14 protein-coding genes are annotated in these 13,903 nt (G+C 52.1%); 10 read left to right on the forward strand and 4 right to left on the reverse strand.

The window, feature by feature from the left end; genetic code table 11:
- Positions 1–124 precede the first annotated feature (124 nt).
- From JOD20_RS07100 to JOD20_RS07110, 3 genes are read left to right on the forward strand one after another with little or no spacing between them, the layout of a single operon-like run.
- Positions 125–1,288: a hypothetical protein gene (locus JOD20_RS07100; protein ID WP_204754598.1), complete on the forward strand. Its 1,164-nt coding sequence runs from the start codon at positions 125–127 to the stop codon at positions 1,286–1,288.
- Between the two features lie 21 nt (positions 1,289–1,309).
- On the forward strand, positions 1,310–2,596 hold the full coding sequence (murA, locus tag JOD20_RS07105; RefSeq protein WP_204754599.1) for a UDP-N-acetylglucosamine 1-carboxyvinyltransferase: 1,287 nt from the start codon (positions 1,310–1,312) through the stop codon (positions 2,594–2,596).
- Positions 2,597–2,617: 21 nt separating this feature from the next.
- A complete protein-coding gene (locus tag JOD20_RS07110) occupies positions 2,618–3,994 on the forward strand; it encodes a sigma 54-interacting transcriptional regulator (protein ID WP_204754600.1) in 1,377 nt (458 codons plus the stop codon).
- A 293-nt stretch (positions 3,995–4,287) separates the two neighbouring features.
- Here the strand turns inward: JOD20_RS07110 and JOD20_RS07115 are convergent, their stop codons facing one another.
- Together JOD20_RS07115 and JOD20_RS07120 are read right to left on the reverse strand one after the other, a co-directional pair.
- A complete protein-coding gene (locus tag JOD20_RS07115; protein ID WP_204754601.1) occupies positions 4,288–5,079 on the reverse strand; it encodes an enoyl-CoA hydratase-related protein in 792 nt (263 codons plus the stop codon).
- A 64-nt stretch (positions 5,080–5,143) separates the two neighbouring features.
- A complete protein-coding gene (locus JOD20_RS07120) occupies positions 5,144–5,461 on the reverse strand; it encodes a DUF427 domain-containing protein (RefSeq protein WP_204754602.1) in 318 nt (105 codons plus the stop codon).
- A gap of 169 nt (positions 5,462–5,630) precedes the next feature.
- Here JOD20_RS07120 and mnmA point away from each other — a divergent pair, with 169 nt between their 5' ends.
- From mnmA to JOD20_RS07155, 7 genes are all read left to right on the forward strand, one after another.
- Positions 5,631–6,704 (forward strand): tRNA 2-thiouridine(34) synthase MnmA, encoded by a 1,074-nt coding sequence (gene mnmA / locus JOD20_RS07125; protein WP_204754603.1) that lies wholly within the window; start codon positions 5,631–5,633, stop codon positions 6,702–6,704.
- A complete protein-coding gene (locus JOD20_RS07130) occupies positions 6,701–6,958 on the forward strand; it encodes a hypothetical protein (RefSeq protein ID WP_204754604.1) in 258 nt (85 codons plus the stop codon). Before mnmA ends, JOD20_RS07130 begins: the two co-directional genes overlap by 4 nt.
- A 159-nt stretch (positions 6,959–7,117) precedes the next feature.
- The gene (locus JOD20_RS07135; protein ID WP_054533427.1) at positions 7,118–7,561 is read left to right on the forward strand and encodes a hypothetical protein; all 444 of its coding nucleotides are present in this window, start codon (positions 7,118–7,120) and stop codon (positions 7,559–7,561) included.
- A 76-nt stretch (positions 7,562–7,637) separates the two neighbouring features.
- Entirely contained in the window at positions 7,638–8,561 is a 924-nt protein-coding gene (locus JOD20_RS07140) for a DUF1385 domain-containing protein (RefSeq protein WP_054533428.1), read from the forward strand.
- 29 nt (positions 8,562–8,590) lie between these two features.
- Positions 8,591–9,412: a DUF4388 domain-containing protein gene (locus tag JOD20_RS07145; protein ID WP_204754605.1), complete on the forward strand. Its 822-nt coding sequence runs from the start codon at positions 8,591–8,593 to the stop codon at positions 9,410–9,412.
- A 68-nt stretch (positions 9,413–9,480) separates the two neighbouring features.
- Positions 9,481–10,011, forward strand: coding sequence for a GTP-binding protein (locus JOD20_RS07150; RefSeq protein ID WP_054533430.1), 531 nt, complete (start codon positions 9,481–9,483; stop codon positions 10,009–10,011).
- A gap of 86 nt (positions 10,012–10,097) precedes the next feature.
- The gene (locus JOD20_RS07155) at positions 10,098–11,105 is read left to right on the forward strand and encodes a DUF1152 domain-containing protein (protein ID WP_204754606.1); all 1,008 of its coding nucleotides are present in this window, start codon (positions 10,098–10,100) and stop codon (positions 11,103–11,105) included.
- A 548-nt stretch (positions 11,106–11,653) separates the two neighbouring features.
- Here JOD20_RS07155 and mazG read toward each other — a convergent pair.
- Together mazG and JOD20_RS07165 are read right to left on the reverse strand one after the other, a co-directional pair.
- A complete protein-coding gene (gene mazG / locus JOD20_RS07160) occupies positions 11,654–12,796 on the reverse strand; it encodes a nucleoside triphosphate pyrophosphohydrolase (RefSeq protein WP_204754607.1) in 1,143 nt (380 codons plus the stop codon).
- Positions 12,797–12,867: 71 nt separating this feature from the next.
- Positions 12,868–13,809 (reverse strand): peptidylprolyl isomerase, encoded by a 942-nt coding sequence (locus JOD20_RS07165; RefSeq protein ID WP_204754608.1) that lies wholly within the window; start codon positions 13,807–13,809, stop codon positions 12,868–12,870.
- Positions 13,810–13,903 lie beyond the last annotated feature (94 nt).

Genomic DNA, 13,903 nt, shown 5'->3' on the forward strand with positions numbered 1-13,903 from the left:
TTCATAATTCATCCTTTATTGTTGGCCTAAATTATGCTAAACTAGCAGGCTCGCTCATATGTGTCTGAGTAGCCTAAAAGTGCCTATGTTATAATGCAGTACATTCATATGCCGAGGAGGATGTGTGAGCCGCTTCAGCGATGTCACCAACATTTGGTCAACCATCAAAGAAATCGATGTGCGCGATATTCGCGATCAAGCTGATCTGCCGTGTCGGATTGCGCTGCTGGGCCATGCTACCTTCGGGCGCGATTTGATTATGCGGTTGTTGACGCTTGGCGCGCAACGCTTTCCAGCCCGCACTCCCCAAGTCAGCATTATCGATTTACCGCTAGGCCGTGATCAAGCAGTCGACCTCAATCGGGTCGATTTGGTGCTCTTAACGCTTGATGCCAGCCAAGCCTTGAGCTACGACGAATTTCTGGCCTACGAAAAATTGGCAATTCTGCCGATTCCGCTGTTGATTGCGGTTTGGGGCACGGATTTGCCCAAAAGCTCCGAGAGCACGCACCAAGCAGATTTGCAAGCCTCACCGGCGGTGTTGCTCGATCCGCAAGCAGATCCGGCGAGCCAACGCAAAGCACTGGCCAAAGCTGTGCTCGAACTCTTGCCTGAATCGTTGCATATTGCCGCCGCGCGGCGCTACCCGGGCTTGCGCAGCGAAGTAACCAATAGCCTGCTGAGCAGTGTTGCGCTGAGCAATGCCACATTTGCTTTTACGTCGGGCTTGCCTGAAATGATTCCTGTATTAAACTTGCCATTAAATGCCGCCGATATGTTGGTGCTGACCAAAAATCAGGCCCTTTTGGCGTATCGGGTGGCGTTGGCGATGGGTGCTGAAGGAGATTTCAGCGCCATGATTCGCGAACTGCTGCCAGTCGTTGGCGGTGGTTTTCTCTGGCGACAACTTGCGCGTCAATTGGTGGGCTTGATTCCGGGCATTGGCTTATTACCCAAAGTTGCGGTAGCCTACGCAGGCACGTTTGTGACTGGCATTGCTGCGTGGCGTTGGTACGAACGTGGCGAACTGATCAGCAAAGCCGAATTACAAAGCTTGGTCAAAACGGCTTTAGAAGAAGGGCGACAACGGGCAAAGGCGCTCATTGGCAATCGTAAATCAGCCGATAATGATCCTACTTCAGCGGCGAAACCTGGTTTGCGCCAACGGCTCGGCAGCTTGCTGAACCCCAAAAATTGGTTTAAGGCAATTCGAGGCCGTTTCAAGCGCAAACCCAAACAGGTACACCAACCAGCAGAGTCAAACGATCAGTCCAATTCTGCTGCTTAATCACATTGAGGATTATCATTCGTGGAAACCTTTGTCATTGAAGGCGGTCATCGCCTGAGCGGGACAATTACACCTGCCGGAAACAAAAATGCCGCCTTGCCATTATTGGCAGCCTGTTTGCTCAGCGACCAACCAGTTATTTTGCGCAATATGCCCGATATTGCCGATGTGCGGGTCAAAGTTCAGTTATTACAATCCTTAGGTATCGAATGCAGCTGGCTGGAAGATAATGTGTTGCGGGTGCACGCCGCCACGATCAATACCTCCGAGCCAGATATTGCGCTGGCGCGCCGGATTCGAACCTCGATTTTGCTGGCTGGGCCGTTGTTGGTGCGCACTGGACGCGCAGTATTGGCCCGACCAGGTGGCGACTCGATTGGCCATCGGCGCTTGGATACGCACTTCTTGGCCTTGGTTGCCTTGGGTGCTGAAGTTGAAGTGACCAAACAAGCCTACGAATTGCAAACCAATGGCCTTGTTGGCACCGATATTTTCCTTGATGAAATGAGCGTTACTGGCACTGAACAGGCGATTATGGCTGCTGTTTTGGCTAATGGCACGACCACAATTGTCAACGCCGCATCCGAACCACACGTCCAAGATTTGTGTCGCTGTTTGTTTGCCATGGGCGCAAAAATCACTGGCATCGGCACCAATACCTTGCAAATTCAAGGCGTTTCGCGGCTCAATGGCACCGAATATACGCTCGGCCCCGACTTTATGGAGGTTGGCTCGTTCATCGGGTTGGCCGCCGTGACTGGCAGCAACATTCGCATCGCCAACGCTCGGCCTGAAGAACACCGCATGACGCGGATTATGTTTGGGCGTTTGGGCGTAACCTGGCAGGATGAAGGCCCAGATATTGTGATTCCTGGCGATCAAGAATTGCGCGTGCGCGACGATTTGCATGGGGTTGTGCCCAAAATCGACGATATGCCATGGCCTGGCTTTCCACCAGATCTGATGAGCATTGCTTTGGTGATTGCGACCCAAGCCCAAGGCACGGTGCTGATTCACGAAAAAATGTTTGATGGACGCTTATTCTTTGTTGATAAACTGCTGAGCATGGGCGCACGGGTTATTTTGTGCGATCCGCATCGAGCGGTGGTGGTTGGGCCAGCCAAACTCTTTGGCGAACGCCTGACCAGCCCCGATATTCGCGCGGGTATGGCCTTGGTGATTGCTGCATTGTGCGCCAAAGGGACAAGCATTATTTCGAATATTGCCCAAATTGATCGGGGCTACCAACGAATTGAACAACGGCTGGCTGCGCTTGGGGCGCGGATCGAACGCCGTCCTGCTGAATAATGGCCTTTAAGGAGGGTCGGTGTGACCAAAGCATCAGAACAACGGCATATCTTAATTGCTGATGACGATCCTGGGATTCGTGGCCTCTTGTGCGAGGTCTTTGATGAAGAGGGCTATCTGACAGAGCCAGCCGAGCATGGCGGCGAAGTTTTGGCCAAAATGACCAAAAAACATCCCTATGATCTGTTGATTATGGATGTGCGTATGCCTGGCCAAGATGGCTTGACCGTGCTTGAGCAATTGCGCAAAAATGGCATTACCACCCCAGTTATTATGATGACCGCCCATGGCACGTCATCAACGGCAATTCGGGCAATTCAAATTGGCGCATACGATTATGTGATCAAGCCATTTGATGTTGAAGAAGTGACCTTGGTCGTCAAGCGCTTGTTTGACCATCAGCAACTTGCCTCAAAAGTGCGTGAACTCGAAGCCAAAAGCTTTGATCCACGCGACAAAATGATTGGCAATAGCCCAGCCATGCAGGAAATCTATAAACAAATTGGGCGGGTGGCCCACACCGATGCAACCGTGCTGATTACTGGTGAAACTGGCACTGGCAAGGAAGTGCTGGCCAACTTGATCCACGTTAATTCTGCACGCCGCAACGGGCCGCTGATCAAAGTCAATTGTGCTGCCTTGCCCGAATCGCTGCTCGAAAGCGAATTGTTTGGCCACGAAAAAGGCGCGTTTACTGGCGCAATGGCGCAGCGCAAGGGCCGCTTTGAATTAGCCCATAAAGGCACGATCTTCTTGGATGAAATTGGCGAAATGACCCTTGCCACCCAGAAGAAGTTGCTGCGCATTTTGCAAGAGCGCGAGTTCGAGCGGGTCGGCGGCACGACCACCGTGCGGGTTGATGTACGGGTGATTGCTGCGACCAACCGCGATCTTGAGGCTGAAGTGCGGGCTGGCACTTTCCGCGAAGATTTGTACTATCGCTTGAATGTGATTACCTTGTATCTGCCTGCGTTGCGCCAACGCACTGGCGATATTCCCTTGCTGGCCGAATTTTTCTTGGATAAATATCGCTACTCGCCATCGTCGCCACCAGCCCGCATCTCCGAAGAAGCTATGCAGCGGCTGAACAACTACGATTGGCCAGGCAATGTGCGCCAGCTTGAGCACGAAATTGAGCGAGCGGTGATTTTGTCACGCGGCAATGTCATTACCAGCGAGCACATGTCGTTGGTGCCTTCGTCGCGCTCGGCCTTGCAAGTTGATATTGCCGCCCGTTTGCGCGAGCAATCGACGCTCGACGAACTCTTGGCCGATGTTGAACGCTTGGCGTTGCAAGAAGCCCTCGTGCAACACGACGACGACCTGAAGGCCGCCGCCCGTAGCCTTGGCCTGAGCGAAGCCGAGTTTCAGAAGCGCCAGAAGAAGTATAGTTCGTAGGCGAGGGGTCAGTAGTTGGGGGTTAGGGGTCAGATCTCTTAGCAGGCATTGGATTTTTAACCCAGCGGTGCAGAGAAAGATGAGGAGCAAGGAGTCAGGGGCCAGATGTCAGGACTTTGGCATACGCAGTCTTCGCGATCTTCGTGTTCTTCGTGGTTAAAATAACTTCTGACTGCTAGCCCCTGACCCCTAGTCCCTGATTCCTGAATCCTAGCCCTTTGTTCCTCTGCGCCTCTGCGTTAGGAATAATGACCTTTTCCCTGACTGCTAACCCCTGCCCCCTAGCCCCTTCGTTACTCGCCCTTGAATTCGGCGGCGCGACGCGCGATGGCCGCTTGTACGCCCTCGCTAAAGTCGGCAGTGCGAATTAATTGGCTCTGCGCCCAGCCTTCGAGCATCAAGCCACGGTCAACATCAAACAAACCATCAATGACCCGTTTGGCCATGCCGACGGCCAACGGTGCTGCCAGAATCAGCTCATCAGCAAACGCCTGCACAACTTCATCTAAACTGCCTGCATCAGCCACTTGATTGACAATGCCCCAGCGCTCAGCATCGGCGGCGCTAAACGTGCGTCCGGTCATAATCAGCTCTTTGGCGCGGCCAACCCCAACCAAGCGCGTCAGGCGGGTTGTACCACCAACATCGGGCACAATGCCCAAGCGGGTTTCTGGCAAGGCCAACTTGGTGCCATTGGCCGCAATTCGAAAATCGCAGGCCAAGGCAATTTCTAAGCCCAAGCCAAGGCACATGCCATGCAAAACGGCGATCGTGGGAATTTCTAGGCGCTCGATGCGGGTTGTCAAGGCCTGCCAATCGTCGGTGATTGTGCGCATTTGGCGCAACCAATTCTCGCCATAGCGATTGGGCAGATCAAGCAAATCGCCAAGATCGATGCCTGCTGAAAAAACTGGGCCTGCGCCGCTCAAGACGACGACGCGCACGCCCGCAGCGCTGGCTGCCTGATCGATCGCCGCGCGTAAATCCTTGCCAACTTGCCAACTAATTGCATTACGCTTCTCAGGCCGATTGATCGTAATCCGAAAGATCGCGCCAATTTGCTCGGTTGTAACGAAACCACTCACAGCATGCTCCTTTGCACAAAAAAAGACGCTGCATCATTGCTTGATGCAGCGTCGATTGTACCGCTTATGCTTCGGTTGTGGCGTGACGTGTGCCGCCATAAAAGGCAATTTTATCTTTTATATGTTCGTAATTGGGCTTGACGATGGTATACATCCAGGCCACATCAGCGATGGTGCCGTTATCAGTCACCAAATCAATCCAAAAGCATGTGCCTTTGTGAGGGCAAACATAGGTGCGCTCGGTCACCCGTAAATTATGCATATCAACAACTGCTTGATCAAAATACCAGTTGCCTTCGAGCCGAAAAACCGATTGTGTTTCAACACCTTTGGCCAAAGTCGCCTGATCATGTTTGGCTTTGATGCTAATTTCCCGTAACATGGATCGTCCTCCGTTGGTAATAGGAAAATCGTACCACGAAAAAGGCCTTAAATTCGGCGCAGCATCGAGCGCAACCAGAAATCGTGGTATGATTTTGGCAGCTACGACGCGCCATGCATTTCCGGCGCGTTAATCATCTTTAGTGCTCAACAACCTAGGATTAGGAATTATGGCAAAGATTATGGTCGCCATGAGTGGCGGCGTGGATAGCTCGCTGACCGCAGTATTGCTCAAAGAACAAGGTCACGATGTGACTGGCGTAACCATGCACCTGTGGGAAGGCGATGATAACGGGATCATGGAAAGTCAATGTTGCTCGGTCGAAATGACGGCAGGAGCGCGGCGTGTCTGTGCCCAATACGACATTCCCTACTATGTGTTTAATTATCAAAAAGATTTTCGCAAGCATGTGATTGATTACTTCTTGCGTGAATATTCGAGCGGAGCCACGCCCAACCCGTGCTTGGCCTGCAACCGCGACCTCAAATTTCGGGTGCTGCTCGAACGGGCCGAATTATTGGGCTTCGATGGCTTAGCAACTGGCCACTTTGTGCATATTACTGGCGGCGGCGAGCAGCCCTACGATTTGCGCCGCGGCGTGGATATTAACAAAGATCAATCGTATGTGCTGTATATGCTTGGCCAACGCGAACTGGCGCGCTTGCACTTTCCGCTTGGTGGTTTTACCAAGCCCGAAGTGCGCCAAATGGCCCGTGAACGCGGCTTAGTAACTGCCGACAAGCCAGAAAGCATGGATATTTGTTTTATTCCCGATAACAACTATCGACGCTTCTTAAACGAAGAACGCCCAGAAATTATGCGCCCAGGCCCAATTGTCAATCGGCGTGGTGATGTGCTGGGCAATCATAAAGGCTTGCCACAATATACGATTGGCCAGCGCAAAGGCTTGGGCATTGCAGCTGGCTCGCCGTTGTTTGTGATCGAAATCGACACGGTACGCAACTTGCTCATCGTTGGTGACGCTGATGAACTAGAATGCCGTGATTTTGTGATTGACGATGTACGCAGCGTCTATGGCCAGATCGAAGCCGGAACCTATGCGGTGCAAATCCGCGCCCATGGCGATGCAGTGCCAGCCACAATTACCCCCCGCGACAACGGCACGCTGCACATTCGCTATGACCAACCACAACGTTCGGTGACTCCAGGCCAAGCCGCTGTGCTCTATCGCGATGATCGGGTCTTTGGTGGTGGTCGGATCAGTACGGAGCGCTATTCGTGAATGAGCTAGAGCCAGCAGCATTGATTATTGCGCTGCTCGCCAGCGTTTACGGAGCCTTGGCGCATCTCTTTTGGGGGCAGCGTTGGCGACATTTGCCACTTTTTTTGGGCACAGCGCTGATTGGCTGCCTGATGAGCTATGCCTTTAACTTGCATTTTATTGGGGCTGGGCCAGTGCCAGCAGGAGTACCTTTGGTCGAATCGACCATTGCCGCGTGGATTATGTTAATCCTAGCAACGCGACTGCGCGTTTAACCCCTACGAAGGCAAAAAAGGCGACAATATTCCTGTGGTGAAAGTGTGGCATATTTCAAGGCAATATGCTATAATCGCCGCGATCAAATCCCTCTCTGTAAAGCATTAAATGTACCTTTCGACGTTTTGATTGGTCGTGTCGGTACGCTGGAGGATTGCTTGAAGAAGTTTGCCATTATCGGGGGCATCGTCCTCCTTGTTCTTGGGATTGGTCTGCCGATTTTGTTGATATCACAGGGCTGGCTGAATGAGGCCCGTGATCTTGCGATTATCCTCTTGGCAATTTTCCAACTCTTCTCGGTCACCTTGATGATTGTTTTGGTGGGCGTGTTGGTGGTGATGGTCAACGAGTTGCGCAACTTGGCCAAGGAAAAGATCTCGCCCAAGGTCGACGACGTGTTGGAACGGGTCAAAGATATTACCGAAAATGCCAAGGTTACGACCACAACCGCCAAGCAAACAGCCTCGTATGTGGCTGAAGGCGTTGTTTCACCAGTGATCAAGGCCGCTAGCTTGTTGGCAGGGGTCAAAGCTGGGGCCAAATCATTGGCGCGGCGGCAAGCCCGTGGCTCGTTGCCCAGCGATCGCAACGAAAATAACTAGGCTGCCCTCTTGTCAAACGACAAGGGCTAGTGGTACGATACACAGACCAAACCATCCTCATATTCTGGTGAACGCTATGGCTGAACGGTTTCCGTATGGTGGACAAGCAGTAATGGAAGGCGTAATGATGCGCGGTTTACACCGGGCTAGTGTCGCTGTCCGTTCACCTTCTGGCCAAATCGTCATTCGTGACCGTGAATTAAACTTAGCGCGGCGGGTTTTTTGGAGTCGGCTTCCGCTGCTGCGTGGCATTCAGCTTTTGGGCGATGCTTTGGTAATTGGGATGTGGGCTTTGATGTTTTCGGCCAGTGTGACCGAGGATCAAGCAGAGCAACCCTTGAGTAAAGGCCAAACCGCACTGTTGGTCGCAACCTCAGTCGGGATTTCGATTGCGTTGTTTTTTGTGTTGCCATTGCTGGTTGCTTCGGGTATCGCCAGTTGGGCCAAGCTTGGCATCTATAGTCGCGAAACAATCGAAGGTATAACGCGCTTGCTGATTTTTGTTGGCTACCTGATCTTGGTCGGGCGCACCGCAGAAATTCGGCGGGTTTTCGGGTATCATGGGGCTGAGCATAAAGCCGTATCGGCCTATGAAGCTGGCCTGCCATTGACCGTTGAGCACGTTCGGCCCTTTACAACCATCCACCCGCGCTGTGGCACAACCTTATTGCTCATTGTGGTGGTGCTCAGCATTCCTGTATTTGCATTGCTTGGCACGTTTCCCTTTTGGCTACGCTTGCTAAGCCGAATCATCCTAGTGCCATTTGTGGCGGCGCTTGCCTACGAGCTGATGCGGCTTACGGCAAGCAAAGCAACAAACCCGATTGTGCGTGGTTTAATGACACCAGCACTGGCGCTGCAACGCTTGACCACCCGCGAACCAGATGATGCCATGCTTGAGGTAGCAATCGCTGCCCTGGCGCGGGTCTTGGCCGCCGATGGACAAACGATTGAAACGCAGCCCATTGCGGTCGATATTCGGCCTGCACTTACGTCCTAACATCGTACATCCAGAGTGAGGGCATCTGTATGGCTCTTGTTGGTAATTTGCGCGACTTTGCACTCGCTGATTTTCTTTATCTGATCGATCGCGGGTACAAAACTGGCAGTTTACAACTGAACCGTCAAAGTGCCGCAGCAACGCTCTACTTTGAAAAGGGAAAACTGCTCTACGCCGCGCAAGCGCAAGAACGCGAATCGCTCGGCGAGATGTTGCAGCGCACGGGGAAACTCACGCCGCAACAAGTGCAGCAGGCGGTGCAACTGCAGCAAACTGATGGCAACCAATCGCTTGGAACGGTGCTGGTCGAGCACGATCTTATCACGCGCGAAGACCTGCAACGCCACATCCAAACCCACATAGAAGAGACGGTGTACAGTCTGTTTGGCTGGCCCGATGGTGAGTTTTGCTTCAATGCCGGGGTAAAGCTCGACCGTGATGATGTCCAATCGCCGGTACCGCTTGGGGTGGAAAACCTCATTATGGAGGGTGTACGCCGCGTCGATGAATGGGGCCGCATCAAGGATCATATTCCCAATACCGATATGATCGCACGCTTTGTCGATCAGCCACTCGAAAAGGCTAAAAGTATCAACTTAACGCCCGATGAATGGCGGATTTTTGCCCGGATCAACGGCAAAGATTCGATCAAAGAAGTGATTAGTCGGACTGGTCTGAGTGAATTTGATGTGAGCCGCATTGTATACGGCTTCATTTCGGCAGGCTTGGTTGAGGTAACCCGACCTCGCCCTCCTGTCCCAGCGACGGGACGCGCTGGTGCTGGTGCCGCTGCAGGAGCACCAAAACGCAGCCTCGTCTCACGGATCATCAATCGTATTAGGGGAATGTAGAAAGGCGGCGCTGCGCTGGAACACTCCCACACTCCCACCGGCAACCTAGCTCCGTCTTAGGAGGACGTATGCAGACTGTCAAAATGGTTATCAGTGGCGCGGTTAACGCTGGTAAAACACAGTTCATTCGTGCCATTAGTGAAATCGAGGTGGTTTCGACCGAACGGAAGGCCTCCGACGATACCAAACTGCTCAAGGGCGAAACCACCGTTGCAATGGACTTTGGCCGCATTACCATCAGTGATGATTTGGTGTTGCACTTGTTCGGCACACCCGGCCAAAAACGCTTCGACTTTATGTGGGAAATCTTGTCCGAGGGGATGCTCGGCTTGATTGTGTTGGTCGATAGCACCCGGCCTGAAACGTTCCGCGAAACAAATCGGATTATCGATTTCTTCACTTCGCAACGTGATGCGCCTTATGTCGTCGCCGCCAACAAACAAGACCACGAAAATGCTTGGGCACCTGATGAATTGCGGCTCGCCTTGCGGTTGCCAGCCCATGTTAAAATTGTTCCCTGTGTGGCAACCCAAAAGGATTCGGTTAAGAATGTGCTGCTAGAATTGCTCTACGTTATTATGCAGCGCTCAGCCGATTAGGCGATTCTTCACGCTTCATTGCTCTTTTTCGCCATGCCGTACTCTGTTTGCAGAGTGCGGCTTTTTGCCATTGGGAGAGGTTGACTATGCAGCTTAATTTGCCAATTCTTGAACAATTACAAGGCCGGCGCTCGATTTTAATCGCTGGTATGGGCGGTGGCTTTGATATTTTCTGTGGCTTGCCGATCTTCCTCCAATTGCGCGCGCAAGGCTTTAATGTCCATCTGGCCAACTTTAGCTTCAGCGACCTTGAGGCCGCCACCAATCTCGAATATCTTGGCGATACGCTTTATGGGGTGCCTAGTTTGCCCCACGACCCTGAATTTGTGCCTAAGCATAGCCCAATTGATGCCACTCAAGTCGCTTTGTTCCAGCGCCATAGCCCATTTATCTACTTTCCTGAGCTGTATTTGGCCGAGTGGTTTCGCCAAACCTATGGCGAGCGATTGACGGTTTGGTCGTTTTTGCGCAGTGGCGTGCAGCCCCTCTTGGATAGTTATCGGCGCTTGGTGCAGCATTTAGCAATCGATGCGATCATCTTGGTCGATGGCGGAGTTGATGCCTTGGTGCAAGGCGATGAGGCCGAAATTGGCACCTTGGTCGAAGATTCAATCTCGTTGGCGGCGGTTAACCAATTACATGAAGTGCCAACCAAAATTGTGGCCTGCATTGGCTTGGGCGCTGAACGCGATATGCACTATCCCCATATTTTTCAAAATATTGCTAGGCTGGCTGAGGCCGAAGTGCTGCTTGGAACGTGCAGTTTGATCAAGCAAATGCCGGTTTATCAAGCCTACGCGGCGGCAGTGCACTGGGCGCAATCTCGAATTTACCAAGACCCCAGTGTGATCAATAGCTCGATTATCTCGGCGGTCGAGGGCTATTTTGGCGATTATCATTTGACGAGTAAAACCGCAGGTAGCAAGCTCGATATTAATCCGCTCATGAGTGTGTATTGGTTTTTTGATTTGGCTGGGCTGGCTGAGCGCCATTTGATGCTGGAGCCGCTGCTTGAGACCGAGCATTTGCGCGAGGTGGTGCAATGGGTGCATACCTTGCGCGCAAATTTGCCAGTTCGCCCGCGAATACGCTAGGAGTTGGGGATCGGGGGGCAGGGATCGGGGGCTGGGATTTTAACGCAGAGGCGCAGAGAAGTGAAGGATGAAGTAACGTCAAAAGTCAAAAATTAGAAAGTTATATTAACCACGAAGGACACGAAGAGCACGAAGGGCTAGGAACCACGAAGTTTGCGAAGTTAAGTTTTTGGCCACAGATTTTTGGGATTATGTTCTGCAAGTCAAAAGCCCTTTTTCGTGAAATTAGTGGAATTCGTGGCTAAAAAACCTCGCTTTCGTGTCCTTCGTGTTCTTCGCGGTTGCGACGCGAGGGATCGGGGGTCAGGGGCTGGGGATCGGGAGCCTGTGCAGTGCCAACCACATGTCGCCAACGCCAATGATTTTCCGCTAGCCTATAACTGTAATGGTTCATTGCGTTAACCACCGCATGATCCTCTCACCCCAACCCCTCGCCCATCGGATGGGCGAGGGGCTTTAAGCGCATGGTTCTGCCGCACTGTGTGGTAAAAAAGGGTCTGCTCCCCTCGCCCGCGTGCAGTGGAAGAGGGGCTGGGGGTGGGGGAATGTTATTGTTTCTCGGTGCGTTTGGCAGCTTCCCAGAGCGTGTCTGCTTCGCTGAGGCTGAGTTGGCTGAGTTGGCGGCCTTGGGCTTGGGCTGCTTGTTCAACGGCCACAAAGCGGCGGCGAAATTTGGCAATTGTGCCGCGTAGCGCACTTTCTGAATCAATTTTGAGCCAGCGCGCCAAATTGGTCAGCGCAAACAGCACATCGCCAAACTCTGCTGCTTGTTCTTCTGGACTGGTTGCTGCTTGCAATTCGCCAATTTCCTCATGCACTTTATCCCACACGCCGCTGACATCGGGCCAATCGAAGCCAACTTTGGCAGCTTTTTTGCCCATTAATTGGGCTGTTGCGAGCGGTGGCAAGGTTTTGGCGATGCCATCAAGCGCACTCTCACGTTGGCTGCCTTTTTCTTTGTGCTCAGTGGCCTTAATCGCATCCCAATTGCGCAGCACCTCGTCTGCATCGCTGACTTCGGTGGTGCTGAAAATATGCGGGTGGCGACGAATCAACTTGCTGTTGATTGCAGCATAGACCTGATCGAGATCGAAGCGGCCTGCTTGGCGACCAAACTCTGCATGAAAGACAATTTGCAAAAGTAAATCGCCCAATTCTTCTTTGAGATTGGGCCAATCTTCAGCGTCGAGCGCTTCGAGGGTTTCATGGGTTTCTTCAAGCAAGAATTCGCGCAAGCTGGCGTGGGTTTGTTTGCGATCCCATGGGCAGCCGTGTGGCCCCGCCAAGCGCGCCATAATCCATTCCAAGGTGCCAGGGCTAGCAACATCGGCCTCGATACTGAGCGCTGGCAGATACCAGGCTTGGGCGGGGCTGGCGTTGGCAAGGGTTTGTTGGCTCAGGCCCGTTGCATCAAGGCTCTGAATGTGATATTCGCTGGGATAGCGGCGCAATAAGCTGGCCCGAACTGCTGGCAAGGTTGCTGCATCGATTTCGGTGATAATCACAGCTTGGGTTGCTTGGAAGGGCAACGGGCTGACGAAGGCCTGATAATCAGCGATGCTTTGTAATTCACTCCACGCGCGATCAGCGCCTTCTGCTGGTTGAGGTACTGGTGCAACCAGCTTGTGGGCAGGCAGAACTTGAAAGCCTTGGCTCAGGTCGAGTGGGAATTGGCTGAGAATGTTTAGCATAATTGCTCCTTAAACAAAGAGCGACAGGATGAGCAAGCATCCTGTCGTAACGCCCATTGGCATTGCTCTGATTATTGGAAAACGGTTACTGATTCTGGGAAAGGCACATCCTCGGCGCGGACATAATTTTTGATCAAATCCTTTTGGCGATATTCTTCGACTTTGCTTTGGACATAGGCGGTGCCTTCGGGCGAACTCATGAGTTCTTGGAATGAGCCAAAGCTGGTCGCGTTGCGGCTTTCGGTAATTTTCATAATGTGATAGCCAAATTCGGTCTTCACAGGCTCGCTCAATTGGCCAATCTCCAGCGTGTTGAGCGCAGCGGCAAATTCAGGAACGAAGCCAGCAAATTGCTCTTTGGTATACCAGCCAAGGTCGCCACCATTTGAGCCACTGCCAGGATCTTCAGAATATTGTTGGGCTAAGGCCGAGAAATCCTCGCCAGCTTTCAATTGGGTCAAGAGTTGGTTGACGCGATCAAGGGCTACTGATTCACTGACGGTTTGGGTTGAAACCAAGATATGAAACAGATGAAATTGTGGTGTTTCGCTTGGCAATTGGAGCATTTTGGCATAGCTCTCGAAGGTTAAAATTTGGGCAACATAGGCACGCATGCTTTCAACCGTGCCAAAACGATTTTCTTTGGCAAACGCTTCATAATCGGCAAAGGTTGGTTTTTCTTTTTGGACAGCCTGATCGATCATCATCGTAGTTTGTTCTGCTGTCACGCTATCGATGCCTGCGCCAAGCTTGGCACTTTCTTCAAGAATCACTTTTTGCAAAATCAGTTGCTCTAAAAGTTGTTGGCGAGTGGTATTGGCATCAAGGCCGCTCGTATTTTGGTTGATAACATTGGAATTTAAATCCAAAAAGGTTGTAAATTCTGCTTCAGTGATTGAAGAATTACCGACCTCAACCATCACTTTCGATTGACTGGTGGTAATTTCACTACCACAACCTGCTAGGATTGCGATTACAAAACAGAGCAGCAACCACTGGGCGTGTCGTCGCATGAGCCAAAGTCCTCCACATGTTGAAATGCTAAATTATATATCTCATTGATACCGCAGCCATGGCTGCTTGTCAAACGCCAAACGAGGTAGCCGT

It is taken from the genome of Herpetosiphon giganteus (assembly GCF_016907925.1).
GTDB classification, from domain to species: domain Bacteria; phylum Chloroflexota; class Chloroflexia; order Chloroflexales; family Herpetosiphonaceae; genus Herpetosiphon; species Herpetosiphon giganteus.